26 protein-coding genes are annotated in these 24,392 nt (G+C 65.5%); 15 read left to right on the plus strand and 11 right to left on the minus strand.

The window, feature by feature from the left end:
- Nucleotides 1-33: 33 nt before the first annotated feature.
- Nucleotides 34-1,851: a glutamine--fructose-6-phosphate transaminase (isomerizing) gene (gene glmS, locus XM50_RS15670; RefSeq protein WP_046410778.1), complete on the minus strand. Its 1,818-nt coding sequence runs from the start codon at nt 1,849-1,851 to the stop codon at nt 34-36.
- Nucleotides 1,852-3,207: a bifunctional UDP-N-acetylglucosamine diphosphorylase/glucosamine-1-phosphate N-acetyltransferase GlmU gene (gene glmU, locus XM50_RS15675; RefSeq protein WP_046410780.1), complete on the minus strand. Its 1,356-nt coding sequence runs from the start codon at nt 3,205-3,207 to the stop codon at nt 1,852-1,854.
- 60 nt (nt 3,208-3,267) lie between these two features.
- Between glmU and XM50_RS15680 the strand changes: the two genes are divergently transcribed.
- The gene (locus XM50_RS15680) at nt 3,268-3,939 is read left to right on the plus strand and encodes an HAD hydrolase-like protein (protein WP_046411786.1); all 672 of its coding nucleotides are present in this window, start codon (nt 3,268-3,270) and stop codon (nt 3,937-3,939) included.
- Nucleotides 3,939-4,292, plus strand: a complete 354-nt coding sequence (locus XM50_RS15685; RefSeq protein ID WP_046410782.1) for a hypothetical protein — start codon at nt 3,939-3,941, stop codon at nt 4,290-4,292. The genes XM50_RS15680 and XM50_RS15685 overlap by 1 nt, the downstream gene beginning before the upstream one ends.
- Here the strand turns inward: XM50_RS15685 and XM50_RS15690 are convergent.
- The 4 genes from XM50_RS15690 to XM50_RS15705 are packed head-to-tail and all read right to left on the minus strand — an operon-like array spanning nt 4,261 to nt 6,784.
- The gene (locus XM50_RS15690; RefSeq protein ID WP_046410784.1) at nt 4,261-5,283 is read right to left on the minus strand and encodes a nucleotidyltransferase family protein; all 1,023 of its coding nucleotides are present in this window, start codon (nt 5,281-5,283) and stop codon (nt 4,261-4,263) included. The genes XM50_RS15685 and XM50_RS15690 overlap by 32 nt on opposite strands.
- Nucleotides 5,280-6,128 carry an HprK-related kinase A gene (locus XM50_RS15695; RefSeq protein ID WP_046410786.1) on the minus strand — a complete coding sequence of 283 codons (849 nt, stop codon included), beginning with the start codon at nt 6,126-6,128 and terminating at the stop codon, nt 5,280-5,282. Before XM50_RS15695 ends, XM50_RS15690 begins: the two co-directional genes overlap by 4 nt.
- Nucleotides 6,125-6,388, minus strand: coding sequence for an HPr-rel-A system PqqD family peptide chaperone (locus XM50_RS15700; RefSeq protein ID WP_046410788.1), 264 nt, complete (start codon nt 6,386-6,388; stop codon nt 6,125-6,127). Before XM50_RS15700 ends, XM50_RS15695 begins: the two co-directional genes overlap by 4 nt.
- A gap of 3 nt (nt 6,389-6,391) precedes the next feature.
- The gene (locus XM50_RS15705) at nt 6,392-6,784 is read right to left on the minus strand and encodes a hypothetical protein (protein WP_046410790.1); all 393 of its coding nucleotides are present in this window, start codon (nt 6,782-6,784) and stop codon (nt 6,392-6,394) included.
- Between the two features lie 202 nt (nt 6,785-6,986).
- On the opposite strand from XM50_RS15705, the gene XM50_RS15710 reads away from it, so the two are divergent.
- From XM50_RS15710 to XM50_RS15750, 9 genes are all read left to right on the plus strand, one after another.
- Entirely contained in the window at nt 6,987-8,225 is a 1,239-nt protein-coding gene (locus XM50_RS15710) for an ATP-binding protein (RefSeq protein ID WP_046410792.1), read from the plus strand.
- A 55-nt stretch (nt 8,226-8,280) separates the two neighbouring features.
- Entirely contained in the window at nt 8,281-9,324 is a 1,044-nt protein-coding gene (locus XM50_RS15715) for a substrate-binding domain-containing protein (protein WP_046410794.1), read from the plus strand.
- Nucleotides 9,321-10,697: a phosphate ABC transporter permease subunit PstC gene (pstC, locus tag XM50_RS15720; protein ID WP_046410795.1), complete on the plus strand. Its 1,377-nt coding sequence runs from the start codon at nt 9,321-9,323 to the stop codon at nt 10,695-10,697. Before XM50_RS15715 ends, pstC begins: the two co-directional genes overlap by 4 nt.
- Complete coding sequence (gene pstA, locus XM50_RS15725) at nt 10,690-11,940, plus strand: phosphate ABC transporter permease PstA (RefSeq protein WP_046410797.1); 1,251 nt, start codon at nt 10,690-10,692, stop codon at nt 11,938-11,940. The genes pstC and pstA overlap by 8 nt, the downstream gene beginning before the upstream one ends.
- Entirely contained in the window at nt 11,937-12,695 is a 759-nt protein-coding gene (pstB, locus tag XM50_RS15730) for a phosphate ABC transporter ATP-binding protein PstB (protein ID WP_046410798.1), read from the plus strand. The genes pstA and pstB overlap by 4 nt, the downstream gene beginning before the upstream one ends.
- A gap of 11 nt (nt 12,696-12,706) precedes the next feature.
- Nucleotides 12,707-13,381, plus strand: coding sequence for a phosphate signaling complex protein PhoU (phoU, locus tag XM50_RS15735; RefSeq protein ID WP_046410800.1), 675 nt, complete (start codon nt 12,707-12,709; stop codon nt 13,379-13,381).
- Complete coding sequence (gene phoB / locus XM50_RS15740; protein ID WP_046411787.1) at nt 13,381-14,073, plus strand: phosphate regulon transcriptional regulator PhoB; 693 nt, start codon at nt 13,381-13,383, stop codon at nt 14,071-14,073. Before phoU ends, phoB begins: the two co-directional genes overlap by 1 nt.
- Before the next feature lie 154 nt (nt 14,074-14,227).
- Entirely contained in the window at nt 14,228-14,560 is a 333-nt protein-coding gene (locus XM50_RS15745; protein ID WP_046410802.1) for a hypothetical protein, read from the plus strand.
- Between the two features lie 96 nt (nt 14,561-14,656).
- Complete coding sequence (locus XM50_RS15750) at nt 14,657-15,556, plus strand: SDR family NAD(P)-dependent oxidoreductase (protein ID WP_046410804.1); 900 nt, start codon at nt 14,657-14,659, stop codon at nt 15,554-15,556.
- Nucleotides 15,557-15,652: 96 nt separating this feature from the next.
- On the opposite strand, the gene XM50_RS15755 is transcribed toward XM50_RS15750, so the two are convergent.
- Together XM50_RS15755 and epsC are read right to left on the minus strand one after the other, a co-directional pair.
- Entirely contained in the window at nt 15,653-15,994 is a 342-nt protein-coding gene (locus XM50_RS15755; RefSeq protein WP_046410806.1) for a DUF2794 domain-containing protein, read from the minus strand.
- A complete protein-coding gene (gene epsC, locus XM50_RS15760) occupies nt 15,994-16,680 on the minus strand; it encodes a serine O-acetyltransferase EpsC (protein WP_046410808.1) in 687 nt (228 codons plus the stop codon). Before epsC ends, XM50_RS15755 begins: the two co-directional genes overlap by 1 nt.
- A gap of 144 nt (nt 16,681-16,824) precedes the next feature.
- Between epsC and XM50_RS15765 the strand changes: the two genes are divergently transcribed.
- From XM50_RS15765 to XM50_RS15780, 4 genes are all read left to right on the plus strand, one after another.
- Nucleotides 16,825-17,595 (plus strand): sulfite exporter TauE/SafE family protein, encoded by a 771-nt coding sequence (locus XM50_RS15765; protein WP_046410810.1) that lies wholly within the window; start codon nt 16,825-16,827, stop codon nt 17,593-17,595.
- 71 nt (nt 17,596-17,666) lie between these two features.
- Nucleotides 17,667-18,581, plus strand: a complete 915-nt coding sequence (locus tag XM50_RS15770) for a hydrogen peroxide-inducible genes activator (protein ID WP_046411788.1) — start codon at nt 17,667-17,669, stop codon at nt 18,579-18,581.
- A 111-nt stretch (nt 18,582-18,692) separates the two neighbouring features.
- Nucleotides 18,693-19,733: a phosphotransferase family protein gene (locus XM50_RS15775; RefSeq protein ID WP_046411789.1), complete on the plus strand. Its 1,041-nt coding sequence runs from the start codon at nt 18,693-18,695 to the stop codon at nt 19,731-19,733.
- A gap of 4 nt (nt 19,734-19,737) precedes the next feature.
- Nucleotides 19,738-20,877: an epoxide hydrolase family protein gene (locus XM50_RS15780; protein WP_046410812.1), complete on the plus strand. Its 1,140-nt coding sequence runs from the start codon at nt 19,738-19,740 to the stop codon at nt 20,875-20,877.
- A gap of 60 nt (nt 20,878-20,937) precedes the next feature.
- Here the strand turns inward: XM50_RS15780 and gatB are convergent, their stop codons facing one another.
- The 3 genes from gatB to gatC all read right to left on the minus strand — a co-directional run bounded on the left by gatB (nt 20,938) and on the right by gatC (nt 24,295).
- Nucleotides 20,938-22,401 (minus strand): Asp-tRNA(Asn)/Glu-tRNA(Gln) amidotransferase subunit GatB, encoded by a 1,464-nt coding sequence (gene gatB / locus XM50_RS15785; RefSeq protein ID WP_046410814.1) that lies wholly within the window; start codon nt 22,399-22,401, stop codon nt 20,938-20,940.
- A 27-nt stretch (nt 22,402-22,428) separates the two neighbouring features.
- Nucleotides 22,429-23,913 carry an Asp-tRNA(Asn)/Glu-tRNA(Gln) amidotransferase subunit GatA gene (gene gatA / locus XM50_RS15790; protein ID WP_046410816.1) on the minus strand — a complete coding sequence of 495 codons (1,485 nt, stop codon included), beginning with the start codon at nt 23,911-23,913 and terminating at the stop codon, nt 22,429-22,431.
- 79 nt (nt 23,914-23,992) lie between these two features.
- Nucleotides 23,993-24,295, minus strand: coding sequence for an Asp-tRNA(Asn)/Glu-tRNA(Gln) amidotransferase subunit GatC (gene gatC, locus XM50_RS15795; protein WP_046411790.1), 303 nt, complete (start codon nt 24,293-24,295; stop codon nt 23,993-23,995).
- Between the last annotated feature and the right edge of the window lie 97 nt (nt 24,296-24,392).

Genomic DNA, 24,392 nt, shown 5'->3' on the forward strand with positions numbered 1-24,392 from the left:
TCCCGCCGTTTCTGGCGGCGGGAGGGGCTACGATCATTCCACGGTCACCGATTTGGCAAGGTTACGCGGCTGGTCCACGTCAGTGCCCTTGGCGACTGCGACGTGATACGCCAGCAACTGGACCGGTACCGCATAGACCAAAGGTGCGATCAGCGGATGCACCTTGGGCATTTCGATCGTCGCGATCGTGTTCTCGCCCGCCTGTGCGATACCATCGGCATCAGAGATCAGCACAACCTGAGCGCCGCGTGCCTGCGCCTCCTGCATGTTGCTGACGGTCTTGTCGAACAACGGGCCGGACGGCGCGATGACGACCAGCGGCACCGCCTCGTCGATCAAGGCGATCGGCCCGTGCTTCATCTCACCCGATGCGTAACCTTCCGCATGGATGTAGCTGATTTCCTTTAGCTTTAGCGCGCCCTCCAGTGCCAGCGGATATTCCGGTCCGCGGCCCAGGTACAACACGTCGCGCGCAGCTGCGATCTTCGGCGCCATCGCCTCGATCTCGGCATCGTGCGCGAGGGCCATGCTCATGGCCTCGGGCACGTGCTGCAGCTGCTTGACGATCTCCGCCTCGTTCGCCAGCAGGCCACGGGCGCGCGCGAGGTTCGTGGCAAGTGCGGCCATGACCGCGAGCTGACAGGTGAATGCCTTGGTGGAGGCGACACCGATCTCCGGCCCCGCATGCGTCGGCAGCAACAGATCGACCTCACGCGCCATCGAACTGGTCGGCACGTTGATAATACCGCCGGTCGTGACGCCGCCTGCCTTCATGTGGCGCAGAGCAGCAAGCGTGTCCGCGGTCTCGCCCGACTGCGAAATCACCAGACCGAGCGTGTTGGGCAGCAGGACGGGATCACGGTAGCGATATTCGCTCGCCACATCGACCTCGACCGGGATGCGGGCCAGCCCCTCGATCCAATATTTGCCGATCATGCCGACATAGCTGGCCGTGCCGCACGCAACGATGACGACGCGCTCGACCGTCGACAGGTCGAACTCGATGTCCGGCAGCGAGACCTGCGATTCCAACGGGCGGAGATATGAGCGGAGCGTCTGCGCCACGACGACCGGCTGCTCGTAAATCTCCTTCTGCATGAAGTGGCGATGGTTGCCCTTATCCATTAGCTGGCCGGAAGCGCCGGAGTTGACGATCGGGCGTGACACGCGCTGGTTGGCGCTGTCGTACACCTCGACCTCCTCATGGGTGATGGCAACCCAGTCACCCTCTTCCAGATAGGCGATCCGCTGCGTCAGCGGCGCAAGGGCAAGCGCGTCCGAGCCCAGGAAGTTCTCGCCATCCCCATAGCCGACCGTGAGCGGTGCGCCGAGGCGGGCACCGAGCAGCAGATCCGGGTGTGTGCGGACCATGACGCCCAGCGCAAAGGCGCCATGGAGCCGCGGCAGGACAGCCGCCAGCGCGGCACGCGGCTCTGCGCCATTCTCGACCTCACGGGCGATGAGATGCGCGACGACCTCGCTGTCAGTCTGGCTGAGGAAGGTGCGTCCCTCCGCGATAAGTTCGTCGCGTAAGGGCTTGAAGTTCTCGATGATTCCGTTGTGCACGACAACCACATCGCCAACGATATGGGGGTGCGCATTGTCCTCGGTCGGTGCGCCGTGCGTCGCCCAGCGGGTGTGCGCAACGCCGCTCTCGCCGCCCAACGGCTCCTCGGCCAGCCGCTGCGCCAGGTTGCGCAGCTTCCCCGGCGCGCGGCGGCGATCGAACGAACCATCAGTCACGGTGCAGATGCCGGCGGAGTCATAGCCGCGATATTCCAGCCGCTTCAAACCATCCAGCAGACGATCAGCGGCCGGCTCCTTGCCGACTATCCCAACAATCCCACACATTTATCGAGATTCCTTCCGAGCGCGCATCACGTTCCTGAACTTCGCTGCCCAACCGGGCTTTTCGGTCTGCGGCGGTCGCACGAGCGCCAGCGCGTCGGCCTCCACATCGCTTGTAACGGTAGATCCCGCTGCCACGATCGCGCCATCGCCGATTGTCACCGGTGCAACCAGTGCCGAGTTCGAGCCGATGAAGGCGCCTGCGCCGATCCGGGTCTTGTACTTGAAGAAGCCATCGTAATTGCACGTGATCGTGCCGGCGCCGATGTTCGCGCCCGCGCCGACCTCCGCGTCGCCGAGGTAGGTCAAATGGTTCGCCTTGGCGCCCTCACCCAGCACCGCCTTCTTCATCTCCACGAAGTTGCCGACGCGTGCGCCCTTTTTCATCACCGCGCCTGGCCGCAGCCGTGCATAGGGGCCAACCGATGCGCCCTCGCCGATCGTCGCGCCTTCGACATGGCTGAATGCGTGGATCACGACCTTGTCGGCCACGGATACGCCAGGGCCGAACACCACATTGGGCTCTACAATGACGTCTCGGCCAACAACCGTGTCGTAGCTGAACCAGACGGTCTCAGGCGCGATGAGGGTGACGCCATCGTCCATCGCCTGCTTGCGCCGGCGTTGCTGCCAGACCAGTTCGAGTGCGGCGAGCTCAGCACGGCTGTTCACGCCGGTCACTTCCTCGGCATCGGTTTCGATGACCGCAGACGAGCGGCCGTCGGCGCCCGCCAACATCACGATATCCGGCAGATAATATTCGCCAGCAGCATTGGCATTGTCCACGCGCCGCAGCAGATCGAACAGGTCCTCCGATCGAACCGCCATCAAGCCTGAGTTGCAGAGTGTCTCGGCGCGTTCCTCCGCTGAGGCGTCCTTGAACTCCACCATGCGCGCGATACGACCCTCGGCGTCGGCGATCACACGCCCGTAGGCACCCGGATCGGACGGGCGGAAGCCCAGGACGACGACAGCCGGCGCTTCCTCGGCATGCAGGCGATCGATCATCCGGCGCATCGTCGCTTCCGTCACAAGCGGGACGTCGCCGTAGAGGATCAGAACGTCACCGGCGAACCCGGCCAAGGCCTGCTCGGCCTGCTGCACCGCATGGCCAGTGCCAAGCTGCTCCTGCTGCTGCGCGACGGCCACGCCCAGCGGCACCACCGCGGCCTCCACCTGTTCGCGCCCCGCGCCGACGACCACGACGGTTTTTGCCGCGCCCAGCCCCTCCGCCGCAGCCAGCAGATGATGCAGCATCGGCCGCCCCGCGAGAGGATGGAGCACCTTGTGCGTGTCAGATTTCATCCGCGTGCCCTTGCCAGCGGCAAGCACGATTACGGCGAGAGGTCGGCTCGTCATGGCGCGCCTGTGCCATCGTCGGCTTGCCAATTCCATAGCGAGCCGTCACCGCGCATGACGATGGAACGATTTCACTTCGACACGGTCGGTTTCGACCTCGACGGCACGTTGATCGACACAAGCGGTGACCTGGCTGCGGCGGTCAATCACGCGCTGGCGCAGGACGGCCGGCCGCCGCTCAGCGTCGACGCGATCAAGCCCATGATCGGGGGTGGCGCACGCCATATGCTCGCCCAGGGGCTGGCCGCGACCGGCGGGGGTGCCGACCCCCTTCTTGATCAGCTGCACCGTGTCTTGCTCGAGTATTACGAGGCCAACATCTACGTTCACAGCGTACCGTTTCCCGGCGCTTTGCGGGCGCTGGACGAACTTGCACGAAGGGGCGTGCAGATCGCGGTCGTCACCAACAAACTCGAGCGTTTCGCGCTTGAGGTACTCCGCGACGCCGGCCTGCTTGATCGGCTGACCTGCGTGATCGGCGGGGACACGCTGGGGCCAGGCAAGTCAAAGCCGGCGGCCGATCCGATCCTCGAGATGATCCGGCGATCAGGCGGCGGAACGGCAGCATTCGTCGGGGATTCGATCTACGATGTCGCCGCGGCCCATGCGGCGGGCATTCCGGCGGTCGCCTGCCGATTCGGCTTTCTGATGCAACCGGTGGAAGAACTGGGCGCCAACGCGATCATCGATCATTTCGACGAGCTCGTCCCCGCGTTGAACGGGCTGCGGTAATGGTAACATCCCGATTGATCTGGCGGCTGATCCTTCTGGCCGCCCTCGTCTTTGCGGTGACCATGGCGCTGCTGCCGCACCCGCCGAAAGTGCCGATCGATAGCGACAAATATCAGCACATGCTCGCGTTCGGCACGCTGACGATCCTGTCGGTCCTCGCATTTCCACAGACACCGTTGCTGCGGATCGGCGAGCGGCTGTCCTTTCTCGGCGCGATGATCGAAGTGGTTCAGTCGATCCCCGTGCTTCACCGCGACTGCGACATCATGGACTGGGTGGCCGACACCGCGGTCATCATCGGCGTGCTTGTCGTGGTCGCGATCAGCCGACGGCTCCGTTCTTCCGCCACTTGATCCACAAGTGCCGCGCCAGCATCAGCGGCGGCATCCGCAGCGCGTGGGAGCGGACGTAAAACGTCAGCCGGGTGGCAGGGTGGATGGCGCGACCCCAGCCATCGCGACCGAGCAATCGTCGCAGGTACAGCCGGTCGGTCACTTCCGTCCGGCGAAATGCAAGCGGCACGGGCGTGTCGAACAGGCGATGCGTCAGGCGAAGTGCGCGCGCCAGGACCGGGGAGACGCCGTGGTCCCGCGCCCGGGCCGTAAGCCGATCCCAATAGCCGGGATCGTCATCGGCGAACTCACGCAACAGACGATCGATGTCCCACAGGTTGCGCAGTCCACCGGCGAGATCGCCATCCGCCAACAGGTGAATGGCGGCGTGCAGCACGACATCCTCGTTCGACAGCATTGCCAGACCATTGCCCAGCGGCCGCGCTCCCTCCAGCAATCGCGCGGCATCCGGTCGCAGCCGCGCCGTCAACGGCAGGATCGTGTGGTGCACGTCGATCATCCGGTCGCGCTCGCGATGGATCATGGGGGGCAGTTCATGCATCCACCGCCGGTAGTAGCTGTCGTCATAGGGATCGGGCTTCACCCACGCCCATCCATGCGCCAGCAGCGCCGCCTCCACGTCTGCAAGCGCGGCAGCGGGAACGAGTATGTCGAGATCGCCGATCGCTCGTCCGCTTCCCGCCGCAAGGCCGGCGGCGGCAAAGGCCGTGCCCTTCAGCAGGATCAGTGGCGCCACGACGCCTTCCAGCGCCCGGCGCGCCATTTCCGCCTCCCATAACGCCTGCCGACGCCCCTCCAGTGAGGTTGCCCTGGCATCGGCTAGGATGGCGGCCACGCGCGGCGGGGCCAGATCGCCGACGCGGCAGGCCAGTGTTCCCATCATCTGCTCGGCCAGCGCCACGGACAATAGCGCCGTCCACCTTTGGTCATCGAGGCCCGAGGCACGTGATGGATCCACGAGGACGGCGACCAGATCGCGCGCCGCGCTCACCAGAGATCCTCGATCATCGACGCTGCGGTCTCAATATTGGGATAGTCGATCGCCGCGCGAGTAACGCCCCTCACCAGTCCGGTTAGCGCGCGATAGCCGCGCTCGCCCAGGCCCACATAATTGGTCGAAGCCTGCGTCAGCCTGACGAACGCTTCCCCTGCCCCGACGGGCCGCTGATCAGCCACGTGGCCAAAGCGGGGAAACAGCAACAGCGCCGGCGTCGCGGGAACGTTCGCCATCGCCAGTGCCGCGCCCTCGGGAACGAGATGCTGGATCGTGCCCTTGGGCGTGTCCGTCATCGCCGGTCCCCAGCGGCCATCCGGTAGCGCCGCCTTCACGACCGGGATTGCAGCATTCTTCACGCTCACCGGCCGCGGGAATGGCCATATCGCCCCGGTATCCGGATCGACGAGGACGAACTCATCGGCCATCAGCCGCCATCCGCGCGCCTGCAGCAGCGCCGCGAGGGTCGACTTGCCGGCTCCTGACTCGCCGGTCATGACCACTGCCCGTCCGTCGCGCTCCACCGCAGCGGCGTGGAGCAGGAGGAAGCGGCGCAGCCCCAGCGCCAATTGCAGGTTCATCGCCATCTCCGCCGCCAGCAACCCCTGCGGCAAGGGGAGCGGGGCGGCATCCGGAATGACGAAGTCGCCGGCGATGCGCACGGCGGGGCGAAGGAACCGGCGCCAGGGCCGCGATGGCTCAAGACGAACGGTAAAATCAGGCACCGACACGTCGGTCGGATAGTCGCGGTACAGCGTACGCATCTGATCAAGCGGCCGCCGCCATGCCGATCCAATCCGAAAGCTGACCGGTCCAACCTGAACGCGGAATTCGCTGGTCATGCGCGCTCGATCAAGCCGGTGACCGCAAGCTCATCAAGGAGCGCGATCAGTTCCGCGCGACCGCCTTCCACGATGTCGAACGCGGCCTCAATCTCGGCAATCGCCATCCAGCGCCCGGCAAGTACCTCCAGCACCTCAGGCACTGGCGATGCCACCAGGTGCGTCATGCCGGATGTACGGTGAAACAGCGCTACGATGTCGTCCAGCGGCGTGACGATCAGGTCGGCCGCCGGCGGCGCGCGATAGCGCGTCGCGTCCACTGGCTACCGCCGCGGCATCTGCAACGAGGCAAAACAGGTGAACCCCGTCGTTCCGCTCCGCAGGCTCTGGACATATTTCAGATAGGCGCGGCTGCGTTCGTAATCGACACCCGGCAGGTTGCCGCCAGACGCCAGCGCGCGCCGAATGTCCTCGCCCCTGAGCGGTCGGCCGGGCGGCGCATAGGCGCCCGGGGTGCCCGGCGGTACCACCTTGCCATTCTTATCGATGAAGCTGCCCGCGCGGCCCGGATCGGGAACGGGAATATCGCACGTCATCACCGAGCCGTAGGCTTGCGCCATTGCCGGGCGGATCGACACGATCGCCACCGCGCCAACGGCACCCAGGCGCAGGGCGCGTCGCCGCCCGGGCTGCTCGGGTTGATCCTGATCGCTCATGACGGGCATCTATCCACGACCGAGCCCTTCCATAATCCTAATGCCGGCACAAGCATCGCCGCGGCAGCGTGTCGTAGCGGGACACTGCCGGCGCGCCCCGCCAGCACCCTCGTACGTCGCGCGGCGCTCACCAGCGTGCTGGACAATCGTTCTTTCGCGTCCATAACTGACCGCAACTGCGTCATTCGCCGCCAAGGGACCTATGGACGAGATCATCTCTCCACGCGGCTGGACCGCGCTTGCCATCGTCGTTGTCACCGCCGTCATTCTAGGCGTCATCGGTGCGGGACTGGATGCTGTGGCGGTCAGCATCGTCGGCGGCATTGTCGCGGTGCTGACGATGACGGGCGGCGGCCAGCATGCGGGCGAACATCCTGCCGGATCGACCACGCCCGCGCCGTTTGGCGAAATCGAGCCGGTGCTGGATGCGCTGGCCGAGCCGATCCTCATCCTGGAGGGGCCACGGGTCGCCCACGCCAACAAGGCGGCCCGCGCATTGCTGGGCGCGCATATTATCGGCGAGGACGCGCGCACCGGCATCCGCCATCCGGCCGCCGCACGGCTGCTTGGCGAGGATGCCGCCGACGCCGTCGCGTCGCTCGCGGGCCTCGGCGCGCCGGATCAGCGCTGGGAAATGCGCCTTGCCCCGTTCAGCGACGGTCGCCGCCTCGTCCATCTTTCCGACCGCAGCGGCAGCCATGCCGCAGAGCGGATGCGGGTGGATTTCGTCGCCAATGCCAGCCATGAGCTGCGCACTCCCCTCGCCTCGATCCTCGGCTATGTCGAAACGCTCGCCGACACCGCGGGCGAGGATCCGGTAACGCGCGCCCGCTTCCTCAAGATCGTTTTCGACGAGGCGCAGCGAATGGATAGGCTGGTCGACGATCTGATGAGCCTCTCTCGGATCGAGGCCGACAAGTACCGTGCACCCGCCAGTTCGATCGACCTCGCGGCCCTGGTCGACAGGACGCAGCAGGAGCTTGCCGATGCGCATGACGGCCGCGGCAAGGACATCATCCTTGAACACGATCCGGGCGAGATCATGGTGCAGGGCGATGCCGCGCAGCTTTCCCAACTGCTGCACAATCTGATCGGCAATGCGATGAAATATGGTCGGCCCGGCACGCCGATCCGCGTCTCGATCACCCGGGCCGACGACATGGTTCGGCTGGTCGTCGCCGACCAAGGGGAGGGCATCCCGCCCCAGCACCTGCCGCGGCTTACCGAACGCTTCTACCGTGTCGATCCGGGCCGTAGCCGCTCGATCGGCGGGACGGGTCTGGGCCTGGCAATCGTCAAGCATATCGTGGAGCGCCATCGCGGCCGGCTCGATATCGCCAGCCAGGTCGGCGAGGGTACCCGCGTCACGGTCATGCTGCGTGCGGCAGGTTCCGTTACTCTACCGATTGATGCGCCGGGAGCCGCTGTCATCAAGCAGTAATGCTCGTGTCACACAGGCGCGAACGCCGCGTCGTGCGGCGCTCTCGGGATGTTGAATGATTCGCGCCGCTGTGATCGTCGCGCTGCTTGCGCTCTCTTCCGCCTGCCATGACCAGGCCAGCGGTGGTGCTGGCGCGCGCGCGCAGATCAAGGCGGTGGGATCGTCCACCGTCTATCCGTTCACGACCATCGCGGCCGAGCAATATCTGGCCAACAATCCGGATGCGCGCCCGCCGGTAATCGAATCCACCGGCACTGGCGCTGGCATGCGCCTGTTCTGCGCCGGGATCGGCGCCGCTTACCCCGACATCGTCAACGCCTCTCGCCGGATGAAGCGCAGCGAGTTCGAGGACTGCCTGCGCCACGGCGCAAAGGAGATCCTGGAGGTGCAGATCGGCATCGATGGCGTCGCCTTTGCCGAAGCGAAGAACGGGCCCAAGATGGCGCTTACCTCGGCGGACCTTTACCGGGCGCTCGCCGCTACGCCGGGGGGCAAGCCCAACCGCTATCGCACCTGGCGGGACGTCAATCCGGCGTTGCCGGCCATTCCGATCCAGATTTACGGTCCGCCATCGACCAGCGGCACACGCGATGCGTTGGCGGAGCTCATCATGGCGCAGGGCTGCCTCGACACCGATCCCGAAGCGCGGCGGCTGAAGGAGACGGATGAGGATGGGTTCAAGGCACGCTGCCAGCGCGTGCGCGAGGACGGCGCATATATCGACGCCGGCGAGAACGATAATCTCATCGTGCAGAAACTGACCGCCAATCCCAATGCGATCGGCGTGTTCGGCTATTCCTATCTGGAAGAGAATGGAGGATCGGTCGTGGGTGTGCCGATCGGCGGCGTTGCGCCGACCACCGAGACCATCGTCGACGGCCGCTATCCCGGCGCCCGGCCGCTCTACATCTACGTCAAGAAGCAGCACATGGACGCCGTGCCCGGGCTCCGCGCCTTTGTGCAGCAATATACCGGCCTTTGGGGTGCCGGCGGGCCGCTCGCGCGTCGCGGCCTGATCGCTGCGCCTGCCGAGGTCCAGCAGCAGTCGGCCGACCTGGTTCGCACCGAAACCCCGCTGGCGTTGGACGCACTGAAATGAGCGCTGGCGCATTGCTGTTCGTCATTGTCGCGTTGGGCCTGATCGCCTGGTTTGTCGCGCGCGCCCGCGCCGCGGCCTTCCGCGTGGGCGGCACGCAGCGCTTCAGCGCGCTGCCCGGCCACCACGCCTCCTATGTGGCGCTCTGGACCTTGGTGCCGGCACTCGTCTTCCTCGGCATCTGGTGGTTCGTGTCGCCGGCACTGGTCACCGATGCGGTGCTGGCCAACCCGGCGGCGGCCGCTCTGCCGGCGGCGGGCTTCGAGCGTGCGGCGATCCTCTCCGAAGCGCGCAACCTGTCGCGCGGTGAGGCATTTGGCGCGTTCCACGATCTGGCGGAGGTGCTCGCCCCAGCCTACGCCAGCGCGCAAAGCCGCTACAATTGGATCGGCACGATCTTGGCGGCGGTGCTCGCCTTCGCCGGCTTCGCCTATGCCTTTGCGCGGGTACGTCCGGGCTTCGCCGCCCGGACGCAGGTGGAGCGCATCGTCATGCTGCTGCTCCTGCTGGCGTCGCTGATCGCCATCCTGACCACCGTCGGCATCGTCGGCAGCCTGTTGTTCGAAAGCGCGCGCTTCTTCTCGATCGTGCCGATCACCGATTTCCTGTTCGGCACCCACTGGTCGCCGCAGGTCCTCGACCCGCGCGATCCCGGCGCGAGCCTCGGCGCCGTGCCGTTGTTCTGGGGCACCTTCTTCATCGGCGCGGTGATCGCGATGCTGGTCGCGATCCCGTTCGGCTTGATGAGCGCCATCTACCTGACGCAATATGCCCGCCCGGCGACCCGGCGGTGGATGAAGCCGGTCCTCGAAGTGCTCGCCGGTGTGCCCACCGTCGTGTACGGCTATTTCGCCGCGCTGACCGTCGCGCCCGCCGTGCGTGATTTTGCCGTGTCGATCGGCATCACCTGGGCAAGCAGCGAAAGCGCGCTCGCCGCAGGGCTCGTCATGGGCGTCATGATCATCCCGTTCGTGTCGTCCATGGCCGACGATTCGCTGGCCGCGGTGCCCGGTTCGATGCGCGACGGCAGTCTGGCGCTGGGTGCAACCCCCTCCGAAACGATCAGCCGCGTGCTGGTGCCGGCCGCGCTGCCGGGAATCGTGGGCGGCGTGCTTCTGGCGGTGAGCCGGGCGATCGGCGAGACCATGATCGTCGTCATGGCCGCCTCTGGCGTCGCGCAACTCACGCTCAACCCGTTCGCCAGCACCACCACCGTGACCAAGCAGATCGTCGACCTGCTGACCGGCGAAGCGGAATTCGACAGCGCAAAGACGCTGGCAGCCTTCGCGCTGGGCCTGACGCTGTTCGTCGTCACGCTGCTGCTCAACATTTTCGCCCTCATGATCGTGCGGAGGTACCGCGAGGCTTATGACTGATCGCGCGCCCACCGACTGGCGGACCGACGCCATGCGGCGCCGGATTGCCCGCCGCTACCGCTCCGAACGTCGCTTTCGCGCGCTTGGCCTTGGCGCCATCATCATGTCGGCTGGATTCCTGGCCTTCCTGATCGTGACCATGCTGGCGCAGGGGCTGGGCGGGTTTACCGAGACGCGTCTCGCGTTGCCGATCAATTTCGCCGCCGCTGACCTGCAGGTGCAGCCGGATCAGCTGCGCGGCAATCGCGCCGATCTGGCCCTTGCCGGCGCCGGGCTGGAAAGTGTCGTCGATGCGGCCGCGACCGCGGCGTTCCCGCGCGAGGGCGGCGCTGCGCTGCTGTCCGACGGCGCCTGGTTGCGGGTGCGCGATGCGGTGAAGGCGAACCCTGCCCTGCTGCGCGGCACCGCCGTGGTCGAAGTGCCCGTCGCCAGCGATATCGACATGGCGTTCAAGGGCGATGGCACCCCCGCCGCCCGAAAGACCGTCACTGCGCTCGGCGATCATTTGTCGCGCGGGATCAACTGGGACTTCTTCGTCAATGCCGACGCGACCGATCCGACCCGCGTGGGGATCTGGGGCGCGCTCAAGGGCTCCCTATTGACAATGCTGGTCACGCTGTCGCTCGCGTTTCCCATTGGTGTTCTTTCCGCGCTGTACCTTGAGGAATATGCGCCCAAGAACCGTTGGACCGACCTTATCGAGGTATCGATCAACAATCTGGCCGCCGTCCCCTCGATCATCTTCGGGTTGCTTGGACTGGCGGTGTTTCTGGGCACCTTCGGACTGCCGCGATCGGCGCCGATCGTCGGTGGGCTTACCCTCGCGCTGATGACCATGCCGGTGATCGTCATCGCGGGGCGAAACGCGATCAAGGGGGTGCCGCCGTCGATCCGCGACGCCGCGCTCGGCATCGGCGCCAGCCCGGTACAGGTGGTCTTTCACCACGTCCTGCCGCTCGCGCTACCCGGCATCCTGACCGGCACCATCATCGGCATGGCGCGTGCGCTTGGCGAAACGGCACCGCTGCTGATGATCGGGATGCGCGCATTCATCGCCGCCCCGCCGCAGGGCCTGACCGATCCCGCCACCGTGCTTCCGGTTCAGATCTTCCTCTGGTCCGACGAAGTCGCGCGCGGCTTCGTGGAAAAGACATCTGCCGCTATCATCGTCCTGTTGGTCGTGCTGCTCTCGATGAACGGCCTGGCCATCTATCTTCGCAACCGCTTCGAGACCCGCTGGTGACCCACAAGATCACGGCCCGTGACGTCAACGTCTTCTACGGTGACAAACAGGCAATCCGTCACGTATCGATCGATATCGATCAGGAGGATGTGACTGCCTTCATCGGCCCATCGGGCTGCGGCAAGTCGACCTTCCTGCGGACGCTCAATCGCATGAACGACACGGTTCCGAACGCACGGGTCGAGGGCGACATCCGGCTGGACGGGGAGGACATTTATTCCAAGGACATGGACGTCGTTCAGCTGCGCGCCCGTGTTGGCATGGTGTTCCAGAAGCCCAATCCGTTCCCGAAGTCGATCTACGAGAATGTCGCTTATGGCCCGCGCATTCATGGGCTGGCGAGCGGCAGGGCCGATCTCGACCGGATCGTCGAACAGTCGCTGACCCGGACCGGCCTGTGGAACGAGGTCAAGGATCGCCTGCAGGACAGTGGCACCGCTTTGTCCGGCGGGCAGCAGCAGCGGCTGTGCATCGCCCGCGCCATTGCCGTCGATCCGGAGGTGATCCTGATGGACGAGCCGTGCAGCGCGCTCGATCCGATCGCCACCGCCCGGATCGAGGAACTGATCCACGATCTGCGCGGCCGGTACGCGATCGTGATCGTCACGCACAACATGCAGCAGGCGGCGCGCGTCAGCCAGAAAACCGCCTTCTTCCACCTTGGTGAACTGGTGGAATATGGCGACACCAACAACATCTTCACCAACCCGCGCGAACAGCGCACCACCGACTATATCACCGGCCGCTACGGCTAAGGGACGGGGCTATGCCAGAGCATACGGTAAAGGCGTTCGACGAGGATATCGGCCGGCTGCGCGGGCTGATCAGCCAGATGGGCGGCCTGGCCGAACAGGCGATCGACGGCGCGATGCGCGCGCTCCAGCGCGGCGATCTGGAACTCGCGAAGCGCGTGCGCAAGGACGACAAGCAGATCGACGCGATCGAGGCGGAGGTCGAACGCTTGGCAGTGCGCATCATCGCGCTGCGCGCGCCGATGGCCAACGACCTTCGCGAGGTGGTCGCCGCGCTGAAGATCGCGGCCGTCGTCGAGCGGATCGGCGACTATGCCAAGAACATAGCCAAGCGCGTGCCGATGATCGAGGGCGAGCATCGGATCGAGCCGATTTCCGTCATCCAGGCGATGGCGCGGATGGCGGCCGAGATGGTGCATGACGTGCTCAACGCCTTTGCCGCGCGCGACGCGGCGGCGGCGGTCGAGATCTGCGAGCGCGACAAGGCGCTGGACGATTTCTACGATGCGATCTTCCGCACCCTCGTCACTCACATGGTCGAAAACCCCAAGACCATCAGCGAGGTCGCGCACCTCCTGTTCGTCGCCAAGAACCTGGAACGGGTCGGCGACCATGCCACCAACGTTGCAGAAATGGTGTATTTCGCCGCCACTGGTACCCAGATGGCTGATCGCGAAAAGGGGGAATGATGCCGCGCGCACGCATGCTCTTGGTCGAGGACGACGCCGCACTCGCCGAACTGCTGGTCTGGCATTTCAAGCGCGAGGATTTCGACGTCGTCCACACGATCGACGGGGAAGAAGCGCTGCTCCTGGCACGCGAGAAGGTGCCCGACATCGTTCTCCTCGACTGGATGGTGGAGGGCCTGTCCGGCATCGAGGTGTGCCGCCGACTGCGCCGCAATGCCGAAACCGCCAACGTTCCGATCATCATGCTCACCGCACGCGGCGAGGAGGAGGATCGCATCCGCGGGCTCGAAACCGGCGCGGATGATTATGTTACCAAGCCGTTCAGCCCGCGCGAGCTGGTGGCGCGCGTCTCGGCCGTGCTCCGTCGCGTCCGCCCTGCGCTGGCTGGCGAGGCCCTGACCTATGCGGACCTCGAGATGGACACCGTCGGCCACAAGGTACGCCGCAGCGGGGAGGTTATTCCCCTTGGTCCCACCGAATTCCGGCTGCTGAAGCACTTCCTGGAACATCCCGGCCACGTCTTCTCACGTGAACGGCTGCTCGACAGCGTCTGGGGGCATGACAGCGATATCGAGAGCCGCACCGTCGATGTTCACATCCGGCGGTTGCGCAAGGCGATCAACGAAGGTGGCCGGCCTGACATCATCCGCACGGTAAGATCGGCCGGTTATGCGCTGGATGCAGGCCATTAGTCGGCGAAAACAGGCCGATTAGAGCCGCCGACTAGGGACTTTCCTTAGGGCTGGAGCGTCGAATCGCCACCGAAACAAAGGATACATCGGTCACCCAGCGCGTTGGATGGGCTGCGTTTGTGCGCAATCGAGCGTTTTCACAGGAGATTTCCTCATGAAGTCCTTCCTTTTCGCCGCTGCCGCCATTCTCGCCGCTCCTGCGATTGCACAGGATCAGTCGGCGATGGCGGATCAGGCACCGACCACCCAGTCCGGCGGCCAGGTTCAAACCAGCACCGATCCCGACGGCATGCGCATCGTCGAGACTCCGGGCGGCTATGAGCCCGCCGGCTCTCCGCTGAAGGGCACGCCGGAGCCGGGCTCAAAGGTCGTGTTCCAGCCTGCGCCGCCACCGTCGGTCGCCTTCCCGCCGCCCCCGCCGCTGCCGAGCTATCCGCCATGCAAGAAGGGACAGTTCAACAATTGCATGCAGCGCGGCGGCAAGTGATCGTCTGAGCGGAAGGTCTACCCGACGGGCAGTTGCACCCGTTTGAATGTCGAGTATGGGAGGGCGCTTCTATCCAAGTGAGGGAGCGCCTTTTCCATGTCCATTCGTTTCGATGACAAGGTAGCCATCGTCACCGGCGCCGGCGGCGGTCTTGGCCGTGAATATGCGCTCGAGCTCGCGCGGCGCGGCGCAAAGGTCGTGGTCAACGATCTCGGCGGCGATCGCACCGGCTCTGGCGCGTCCGACGCCGCCCACAAGGTGGTCGAGGAGATCAAGGCCGCTGGCGGCGAGGCGATGGCGAACGGTGCCAGCGTCACCGAATATGATCAGATGGTCGAGATGGTGGCCAAGGCCAAGGAAGCCTGGGGCGGTGTCCACGTCCTGATCAACAACGCCGGCGTACTGCGCGACAAGTCGTTCGCGAAGATGGAGCCGGCCGACTTCGCCTTCGTCGTCCAGGTTCACCTGCTCGGTTCGGCTTATGCCACCAAGGCAGTGTGGGAGACGATGCGCGAGCAGAATTATGGCCGCATCCTGATGACCGCGTCGTCGACCGGCCTCTACGGCAACTTCGGTCAGACCAACTACGGCGCCGCGAAGCTTGGCCTCGCCGGCTTCACCAAGTCGCTCTACCTCGAAGGCGCGAAGAACAACATCAAGGTCAACACGCTGGCTCCGGTGGCGGGCACCCGTATGACCGAGGATCTGTTTCCCGAGCAGCTGTTCCAGGCCTTCTCGCCCGACAAGGTCGTCCCCGCCGCGCTGTATCTCGTCAGCGAGGATGCACCGACCAACCAGATCGTCGGCGCCGGCGCTGGCGTGTTCCAGGCTGCCTATGTCACGCTGACGCCCGGCGTTGCGCTGAGCGGCGACGAGCTGTCACCGGAAGGCATCGCCAAGCATTGGGCGGAAATCACCGATCGTACCGGTGAGATCGTGCCTGATTCGGGCGCCGGCCAGTCGATGATGATCGGCAAGAAGCTGCAGGGCGGCTGATCCTCAACCACCGGCGCGTGTCACCAGCGCGCGCCGGTGTTTGACTTGCTTGTCACCGGCAATTGGAAGCGGTGGCGGTCACCGCAGCGTAGCCGCTCAGCCGTCGACCAGCTTCATCAGACGTCGCTCGACAGGTGCCAGCACCGGGCCCAGTTCGTGCCCGCGCTTCACGATCTGGCCTGCCTCGCCGTACAGCGCCCACATGCCCTGCCGGTTGCGCAACGAGGGCCGCTTTTCGATCCGGAACTCCGGCCGCTCGGCCGTCCGCCGGAACGCCGCGAACTCGGCAGCGTCGCGTCCCAGGCTGATCGCATAATCGCGCCAATGCCCGGCCGCCACCATGCGCCCGTACAGATCGAGAATACGGTTCAGCTCGCCCCGGTCGAAGCCGATCTGACTCGGTTTGCCCTTCAGCGGAAAGGGTGTGACGACCCCCATCAGGCGCGGTTACGCTCCCGCCCCTCGCCCTGCTCATCCACCAGGGCGTCGAGCCGCTTCTTCATCGCCTCCAGTTCGCAACGCAGGATTTCCACCTTCTGCGTCGCCGGATCGAACATCTCGCTGCACGGCGTGCCATAGGCCATGAACTTGCGCTCAGGCGCCTGACCACCCTCCACCACCGTCGGCCGCGCGGGAATACCGACCATCACCGCGCCCTCGGGAACGTCGCGCGTGACCACCGCATTGGCGCCCACCCGCGCCCGGCGCCCGACGGTAATCGGGCCCAGCACCTGCGCGCCCGATCCGATGATCGCCCCGTCACTGATCGTTGGGTGCCGCTTGCCCGCTATGCCGTTGTCCGGGCTGGTCCCGCCCAGCGTCACGCACTGATAGATGGTGACGTCGTCGCCGATCTCCGCGGTCTCGCCGATCACCACGAACCCGTGGTCGATGAAGAAGTTGCGCCCGATCTTTGCACCCGGATGGATGTCGATCGCCGTCAGGAAGCGGGAGAGATGATTGACCGCGCGCGCCAGGAAGAACAGCCGCGCACGATACAGGCGGTGCGCAAGCCGGTGCCAGCCGAGCGCCCACACGCCAGGATAGGTCAGGATCTCCAGCCGCGAATGCGGTGCTGGATCACGCGCGCGGATCGAATCGAGATAAACCGCCAAACGCCCCATCACGCGTCCCCTTTCGAACGCGCGATCTAGGATGTCGTGCGCACGATTTCCAGCACCGCAAAGAATGAACATGGCCGGCGAAAGCATAGCAATCTTGTGGGATTTGCTCTCGTGCGGCATGGCATTCGCGTCAGTCACTAGGGGATGAGTGTGGATTTTTCGTCGCTGACCTTGGAAGCGCTGCTGCCGTTCATCCTCGTCGGCTTTGGCGCCCAGATCGTCGACGGCGCGCTCGGCATGGCGTTCGGGCTGATTTGCAACACGTTGCTGGTCGCGGTGATCGGCCTGTCGCCCGCACGCGCTTCAGCCAACATCCACATCGTCGAAACCTTCACCACTGCCATTTCCGGCATCAGCCATGTGCTGCACGGCAACGTGGACAAGCGGCTGTTCTTCCGGCTGCTCGTGCCCGGCATCATTGGCGGGGTAAGCGGCGCGTATTTACTGACCAATCTGGACGGTGAAACGGTGAAGCCCTTTGTGCTGGGCTATCTGATCTTTGTCGGCATCTACCTGCTCGTCCGCGGGCTGCTGTTCTCTGCGCCGCGCGGCAAGCCCAAGGTGGTGGAGCCGCTCGGCCTCGTCGGCGGCTTCCTCGATGCGGCTGGCGGCGGCGGCTGGGGCCCGATCGTCACGTCCAACCTGCTGGTGCAGGGGCTGGAGCCACGCCGAGTGGTAGGAACGGTCAATGCGGTCGAATTCTTCCTGACACTGACGGTATCGGCAACGTTCATCTGGCATCTCGGCCTGGAGGATTTCGCCACCGCTACGGTCGGCCTGCTGATTGGCGGCGTCATCGCCGCGCCGCTTGGCGCCGTCATGGCGAAGCGCATCCCGACCACCGTGATGCTGGTTCTGGTCGGCGCCGTCCTGACGATCACAAGCACTTACGGTTTTATCCGCGCGGTTCTGTAACCTCTGCGGTGGATCTCGCATGATCGACCGAATGCACTATATCATGGCCATTGATCGATCGGACCGATTATATGGCAAACATCTATCTACCGACGCTGAAGCAGCTTCAATATCTCGTTGCGCTCAAGGATCAGGGGCATTTCGGCCGCGCGGCGGAGACGTGCTACGTCACGCAATCGACGCTGTCGGCGGGCATCCGTGAACTGGAAACGCTGATCGGGGTGACGCTGGTTGAACGCACTCGCCGCGTGGTCCGCTTCACGCCGCTGGGTGATCAGATTGTCGCCAAGGCACGGCGTATCCTGCGCGAGGCGGAGGAGCTTGGCGACATGGCACGGGCTGCCGGCCGCCCCCTGTCGGGCGAGATGCGGATGAGCGTGATCCCGACCATCGCGCCGTTCCTGCTCCCCCGGGTGCTGCCCCGGCTGCGCGCCGATTATCCCGATCTGAAACTCTACCTGCGCGAGGAACCCAGCGCCCAGGCGTGCGAGGCGCTGCACAGTGGCAGGGCCGACTGTGTCCTACTCGCCCTGCCCTACGCCTGCGGCGACGTGACGACCGAACCGTTGTTCGACGATCGCCTGTTCCTCGCCTTTCCGACCGGCGAGCTTCCGGACAGCGTCCAGCCCGTGTCGCCGCTGGAAATCGATGAAACCCGCCTCCTGATGCTGGAGGATGGCCATTGCCTGAAGGATCATGTGCTCGCCGCCTGCAACCGGCCGGAGTTGCGCGCGGAGGCGACCATGATGGGTACGTCGCTTCACACCATCGTACAGATGGTCGACAATGGCCTGGGCCTGACGATGCTGCCCGAGATCGCGCTTACCGCGGGCATCCTCGACCATACGGGGATCACGGCCCGGCCGCTCGGCGGCGACAATCCGAAACGGACGATTGCGCTCGCCTGGCGCCGCGCCTCCCCGCGTGAAAAGGATTTTCGCCTCCTCGCCGAAATACTGTCATCCGTCAGGGATCGGCCGATTTGATCTTCTAACGACCTCATCTTTCGCGTTAGGTGTCGTGAAACGACGCAGAACATGCGCGAGGGAGAGGATGATGCCGCTGTTTTCAACGCCTGCATTGCGGGCGGCGCGTGCATGACAGGCGCACGACTTACCGACGTTTCGCTACGCCACCAGTTCGATGAACCGCGTCTGGCGGCATGGCTGGGCCGCCATGTCGAGGGTTTTGGCAGCGACATGCGGGTGCAGCAATTCGTCGGCGGCGCATCCAACCCGACGTTCATGCTGTCCACTAACGCCGGCGACTATGTGCTGCGCAAGAAGCCGCCTGGGCAGCTGCTGGCGAGCGCACATCAGGTGGAGCGTGAGTATCGCGCGATGGCGGCGCTGCAGGAAACGGACGTCCCGGTTCCCAGCATGCGCGCGCTTTGCGACGACCCCAACGTGATCGGGACTGCCTTTTACGTCATGGATTATCTCGAAGGGCGCATCTTCCGCGATGCGACGCTCCCCGATCTGACCCCGGCGGAGCGATCGGCCGTCTATGACCAGCTCAATCAGACGCTGGCTGCACTCCATCAGGTCGATCACCGCGCCGTCGGCCTCGAAGATTACGGTCGCCCGACCGGCTATTTCGATCGCCAGATCGCACGATGGATCAAGCAATATCGCGGGGCGGAGACGGAGCCGATCCCCGCGATGGAGGCGCTGATCGCAGAACTGCCCGCACGCGTTCCGAAGGATGAGGCGGTCAGCATCGCGCATGGCGACTACCGGCTCGAAAACGTCATGTTCCATCCAACCGAACCGCGGCTGATCGCGGTGCTCGACTGGGAATTGTCGACCATCGGACACCCGCTCGCCGACCTCGGTTACAATTGCTTCATGTGGCATTCGACGTCGCCCAGCTGGGGCACGCTGGAGGGCGTCGATTTTGCGACCAGCGGCATCCCCCGCGAGGAGGATTATGTCGCCGCCTACAGCCGCCGAACGGGACGCGGCGACGCGATCGAGGACTGGAACTTCTACCTCGCCTTCGCGGTGTTCCGCCTCGCCTCGATCAGCCAGGGCGTCTACGCCCGCGCGCTTGCCGGGGTGACGCCGAACGCCGGGGAGGCCGTGAACGGCACCCCGATGCTGGCGGAACAGGCACTCTCCCTCCTCCGGCGCGGATGACCCGATGACTGAAACGATAACCCCCTTCACGCTCGCTATCCCGCAGGCGCAACTGGACGACCTGAAGGACCGGCTGGCGCGGACCCGCTGGCCGGAACGCGAGACGGTGGACGATTGGCAACAGGGTGTGCCGCTCGCCGCCGCGCGCGCGCTGGTCGATCATTGGCAGCACCGCTACGATTGGCGCCGCTGCGAGGCGGCGCTCAATGCCGTCGAACAATTTACCACCGCGATCGACGGGCTGAACGTGCATTTCCTGCATCGCCCCTCCCCCAATCCGGACGCCTTACCGCTCATCCTCACTCATGGTTGGCCCGGCTCCGTCGTCGAGTTCCTGAAGGTCGTCGGGCCGCTCGCCGACCCCGCGGCGCATGATGGCGATCCGCGCGACGCCTTTCACGTCGTCTGCCCCTCTTTGCGTGGCTATGGCTTTTCCGATCGGCCTGCCGGAAAGGGCTGGAGCGTGCCGCGCATTGCCGCCGCCTGGATCACGCTCATGAAGCGGCTGGGCTACGCCCGGTTCGGCGCCCAGGGCGGCGATTGGGGCGCGGCCGTCACGACCGCACTTGGGGCGAGCGGCGATCCGGCTGTCGCGGGCATCCACCTCAACATGGTCACCGTCCGCCCGTCAGAGGAGGATATCGCCAATGCCACTGACGCGGAAAAGGCGGCGCTGGCCGACCTGAAGCGTCACGCCGATCAGGGCACTGGCTACTCGAAGCAGCAGTCCACCCGGCCGCAAACGCTGGGCTATGGTCTGGTCGATTCCCCGGTCGGCCAGGCCATGTGGATCTACGAGAAGTTCCACGAGTGGACTGATTGCAGGGGGGTGCCAGAGAATGCGCTGACCCGGGACGAGATGCTCGACGACATCATGATCTACTGGCTGACCGGCACCGGCGCCTCGTCAGCGCGGCTCTATTGGGAAAGCTTCGGCGCGTTCGGCGGGCAGAAGGTCCCGGTGCCAACCGGGTGCAGCATCTTCCCCAAGGAAATCCTGCGGCCGTCCCGCCGCTGGGCGGAGAAGAGCTATACCAACATCATCCACTGGAACGAGCTGGACCGCGGCGGGCATTTCGCCGCGCTCGAACAACCCGAATTGTTCGTGGAAGAGGTGCGCGCCACCTTCCGCTCGCTGCGCTGACGCAGCGCCAGCACGACGCTGGCGGTCACCCCGGCGCCCGCCGCCGGGGTGACGCTCCGATCAGCCCAGCGCCTTCTTCAGCAACTCGTTGACGACGCCTGGGTTTGCCTTGCCGCCCATCGCCTTCATCGTCTGCCCGACGAAGAAGCCGAAAAGCGCGACCTTGCCACCGCGATACTGCTCCAGCTGGTTCGGGTTCTTCGCCAGCACCTCGGCAATCACCGCCTCGATCGCGCCCGTATCGCTGGTCTGCTTCAGCCCGCGCTCCTCGACGATCTTGCCCGGTGCATCGCCGGTTTCCAGCATCACCTCGAACACCTGCTTCGCCAGACTGCCCGACAACGTACCGTCCGCAACCAGCGCGAGCAGTTCCGCCGCCTGCCCCGGCGTAACCGGCGATTCGGTGATGTCCTTGCCGATACGGTTCAGCGCACCGAACAGCTCACCCGTCACCCAGTTGGATGCCGCGACGGGCGCCGTGCCTTCTTCCAGCAGCGCATCGAACCAGCGCGCCGTCTCAACCTCCGCGGTCAGCACTGCGGCGTTATACGGGGTAACCCCCGCCGCCTCATAGCGCTTGCGCTTCGCATCAGGGAGTTCCGGCAGCGACGCACGGCATTCCTCGAGGAATGCGTCATCCAGTTTCAGCGGCAGCAGGTCGGGATCGGGGAAGTAACGATAATCGTGCGCGTCTTCCTTCGACCGCATCGACCGCGTTGTGCCCGTATCGGCGTTGAACAGCCGCGTTTCCTGAACGATCTTCCCGCCGCTCTCCAGCACGTCGACCTGACGGTTCGCCTCATGCTCGATCGCCGCCATCACGAAGCGAACAGAATTGACGTTCTTCGTCTCCGTACGCGTGCCGAATTCCTCGCCCGGCCGCCGCACGCTGACGTTGACGTCCGCGCGCATGGAGCCTTCCTCCATGTTGCCGTCACAGCTGCCGACATAGCGCAGGATCGCGCGCAGCTTGCGCAGATAGGCGCCCGCCTCGGCCGGCGAGCGCATGTCCGGCCGGCTGACGATCTCCATCAGCGCCACGCCCGACCGGTTCAGGTCGACATAGGAACGCGTCGGATGCTGATCGTGCATCAGCTTGCCGGCGTCCTGCTCGACGTGGATGCGCTCCACACCGATCATCTTCACCGTCTCGCCATCCTCGATCTCGATCGAGCCTTCACCGACAAGCGGATGATAAAGCTGCGAAATCTGATAGCCTTGGGGAAGATCGGCGTAGAAATAATTCTTGCGGTCGAACCGCGACCATTTGTTGATCTGCGCGTCGATCGCCATGCCCGTGCGAACCGCTTGGCGGATGCACTCGCGGTTCGGCACCGGCAGCATGCCGGGCATCGCCGCGTCAATCAGGCTGACCTGCGAATTGGGCTCCGCGCCGAACGCGGTGGCCGCACCGGAGAACAGCTTGGCGTTGGAGGTCACCTGTGCGTGCACCTCGAGGCCGATCACGACCTCCCAGTCGCCGGTGGCACCCTTGATGCGATATGGTGCGGTTGCGTCAGCCATTGGCCAGATTCCCGAATTCGAACGTCATTACCACCACGCCTGCGGCCGGGCGACGAAGCCCGCGCGCTCCTCGATCGCGAGCGCCGCGTTCAGCACGCCCTGCTCGTCCAGCGCCTTGCCGATCACCTGCAGCCCCAGCGGCAGCCCCTTGCGATCCAGCCCGCCCGGCACGCTCATCGCCGGCAGCCCGGCAAGGCTCGACGGCACGGTGAACACGTCGTTGAGGTACATCGCCAGCGGATCGGCGCTCTTCTCGCCCAGTGCGAACGCCGCCGACGGTGCGGTCGGCGTCAGCAGCACGTCGCAGCTTTCCCAGGCCTTTTCGAAATCCTGCGCGATCAGCGTGCGGACCTTCGACGCCTGCGTGAAATAGGCATCGTAGAAGCCAGCCGACAGCACATAGGTACCGATCAGGATACGCCGCTTCACCTCGTCGCCGAAGCCGGCGGCGCGCGTCGCTGCGTACATTTCCTGCAGGTTCGCGCCGTCCGGCAGGTCGCGCAGACCATAACGCACGCCATCATAGCGCGCGAGGTTCGACGACGCCTCGGCCGGCGCGATGATGTAATAGGCCGGCAGCGCGTATTTGGTGTGCGGCAGCGACACCTCGACGATCTCGGCGCCCGCATCCTTCATCCAGGCGATACCCTGCTGCCAGAGCGCCTCGATCTCCTCGGGCATACTTTCGACGCGATATTCGCGCGGAATGCCGACGCGCTTGCCTGCCATGCTGGCGTTCAGCGACTGCTCCCACTGCGGCACCGGCAGGTCGAGCGAGGTGGCGTCCTTCGCGTCGAAGCCGCTCATCGCCTCCAGCATAATCGCGCAATCGCGCACGTCGCGCGCCATGGGCCCGGCCTGATCCAGCGACGAGGCGAAGGCGATCGTGCCCCATCGCGAGCAGCGGCCATAGGTCGGCTTGATGCCCGAAATGCCGGTGAAGGCCGCCGGCTGACGGATCGAGCCGCCCGTATCGGTGCCGGTCGCACCCGGGCACAGCCGCGCCGCCACGGCGGAGGAAGAACCACCGGACGAGCCACCCGGCGCCAGCGGCGTTGTACTGCCGTCATTGCTGCGCCAGGGCGAGATGACATTGCCGAACGCGCTGGTCTCGTTGGATGAGCCCATGGCGAACTGGTCCATGTTCAGCTTGCCCAGCATCCCGGCGCCCGCATTCCACAGGTTCTGCGACACCGTGGATTCGTACTGCGGCGTGAAGCCTTCCAGGATGTGGCTGGCAGCGGTCGTCGGCACGCCCTTGGTGCAAAACAGGTCCTTCATGCCGATCGGCACGCCGGCCAGCGGCTTCAGCTCCTCGCCAGCCGCGCGCGCGGCATCGGCGGCATCGGCGGCGGCCAGCGCGTGATCCGGCGTCTCGACCAGAAAGGCGTTCAGCGGCTTGGCGCGGCTGACCGCGTCGTTGAAGGCGGTGGCGACGTCGCGCGCGGAAAAGGTGCCGGCACGCACCCCGTCGCGAATATCGCGGATGCCAAGATCGGTGAGGTCAGTCATCAAAACACCGTCACGCCGGCCATCGCCGGCTGTTCAAGGAAAAGGAGCGCCATCGGGCGCCGTGCGGCCACGATCGCCATCATTCAATCACCTTGGGCACGGTGAAGAAGCCATGCTCCGCCTGCGGCGCATTGGCGAGCACCGCGTCGCGGATGCCGCCACCGGTCAACGGATCGGCATTCACCACATCGTCGCGCAGGCGCAGCTTGTTCGGGATCACCGCGGTCATCGGTGCGACGCCGCTGGTATCCACCTCGCCCAGTTGCTCGATCCAGCCGAGGATGTTGTTCAGCTCGGGCACGAGCCGCTCGGCGGCGGCATCGTCGATCGCGATGCGCGCAAGGCTCGCGACCTTCTTCACGGTGACGGTATCTACGGACATGGCGCCCGCTACCATCGGCGCGGGGCGAAGCGCAATGGGCGGGAAAGCGGATCGCGCACGCCCCTGCGCGCCCATCTGCGATGGCGTTCACCATGCC

The organism is Sphingomonas sp. Ag1, assembly GCF_000980895.1.
Taxonomy (GTDB): Bacteria; Pseudomonadota; Alphaproteobacteria; order Sphingomonadales; family Sphingomonadaceae; genus Sphingomonas; species Sphingomonas panaciterrae.

Excerpts from the sequence above, each read along its gene's own strand:
- glmS (WP_046410778.1), bottom strand. The coding sequence starts at position 1,851 with ATGTGTGGGATTGTTGGGATAGTCGGCAAGGAGCCGGCCGCTGATCGT.
- glmU (WP_046410780.1), bottom strand. The coding sequence starts at position 3,207 with ATGACGAGCCGACCTCTCGCCGTAATCGTGCTTGCCGCTGGCAAGGGC.
- XM50_RS15680 (WP_046411786.1), top strand. The coding sequence starts at position 3,268 with ATGGAACGATTTCACTTCGACACGGTCGGTTTCGACCTCGACGGCACG.
- XM50_RS15685 (WP_046410782.1), top strand. The coding sequence starts at position 3,939 with ATGGTAACATCCCGATTGATCTGGCGGCTGATCCTTCTGGCCGCCCTC.
- XM50_RS15695 (WP_046410786.1), bottom strand. The coding sequence starts at position 6,128 with ATGACCAGCGAATTCCGCGTTCAGGTTGGACCGGTCAGCTTTCGGATT.
- XM50_RS15705 (WP_046410790.1), bottom strand. The coding sequence starts at position 6,784 with ATGAGCGATCAGGATCAACCCGAGCAGCCCGGGCGGCGACGCGCCCTG.
- XM50_RS15710 (WP_046410792.1), top strand. The coding sequence starts at position 6,987 with ATGGACGAGATCATCTCTCCACGCGGCTGGACCGCGCTTGCCATCGTC.
- XM50_RS15715 (WP_046410794.1), top strand. The coding sequence starts at position 8,281 with ATGATTCGCGCCGCTGTGATCGTCGCGCTGCTTGCGCTCTCTTCCGCC.
- pstC (WP_046410795.1), top strand. The coding sequence starts at position 9,321 with ATGAGCGCTGGCGCATTGCTGTTCGTCATTGTCGCGTTGGGCCTGATC.
- pstA (WP_046410797.1), top strand. The coding sequence starts at position 10,690 with ATGACTGATCGCGCGCCCACCGACTGGCGGACCGACGCCATGCGGCGC.
- phoU (WP_046410800.1), top strand. The coding sequence starts at position 12,707 with ATGCCAGAGCATACGGTAAAGGCGTTCGACGAGGATATCGGCCGGCTG.
- phoB (WP_046411787.1), top strand. The coding sequence starts at position 13,381 with ATGCCGCGCGCACGCATGCTCTTGGTCGAGGACGACGCCGCACTCGCC.
- XM50_RS15745 (WP_046410802.1), top strand. The coding sequence starts at position 14,228 with ATGAAGTCCTTCCTTTTCGCCGCTGCCGCCATTCTCGCCGCTCCTGCG.
- XM50_RS15750 (WP_046410804.1), top strand. The coding sequence starts at position 14,657 with ATGTCCATTCGTTTCGATGACAAGGTAGCCATCGTCACCGGCGCCGGC.
- XM50_RS15755 (WP_046410806.1), bottom strand. The coding sequence starts at position 15,994 with ATGGGGGTCGTCACACCCTTTCCGCTGAAGGGCAAACCGAGTCAGATC.
- epsC (WP_046410808.1), bottom strand. The coding sequence starts at position 16,680 with ATGGGGCGTTTGGCGGTTTATCTCGATTCGATCCGCGCGCGTGATCCA.
- XM50_RS15765 (WP_046410810.1), top strand. The coding sequence starts at position 16,825 with ATGAGTGTGGATTTTTCGTCGCTGACCTTGGAAGCGCTGCTGCCGTTC.
- XM50_RS15770 (WP_046411788.1), top strand. The coding sequence starts at position 17,667 with ATGGCAAACATCTATCTACCGACGCTGAAGCAGCTTCAATATCTCGTT.
- XM50_RS15775 (WP_046411789.1), top strand. The coding sequence starts at position 18,693 with ATGACAGGCGCACGACTTACCGACGTTTCGCTACGCCACCAGTTCGAT.
- XM50_RS15780 (WP_046410812.1), top strand. The coding sequence starts at position 19,738 with ATGACTGAAACGATAACCCCCTTCACGCTCGCTATCCCGCAGGCGCAA.
- gatB (WP_046410814.1), bottom strand. The coding sequence starts at position 22,401 with ATGGCTGACGCAACCGCACCATATCGCATCAAGGGTGCCACCGGCGAC.
- gatA (WP_046410816.1), bottom strand. The coding sequence starts at position 23,913 with ATGACTGACCTCACCGATCTTGGCATCCGCGATATTCGCGACGGGGTG.
- gatC (WP_046411790.1), bottom strand. The coding sequence starts at position 24,295 with ATGTCCGTAGATACCGTCACCGTGAAGAAGGTCGCGAGCCTTGCGCGC.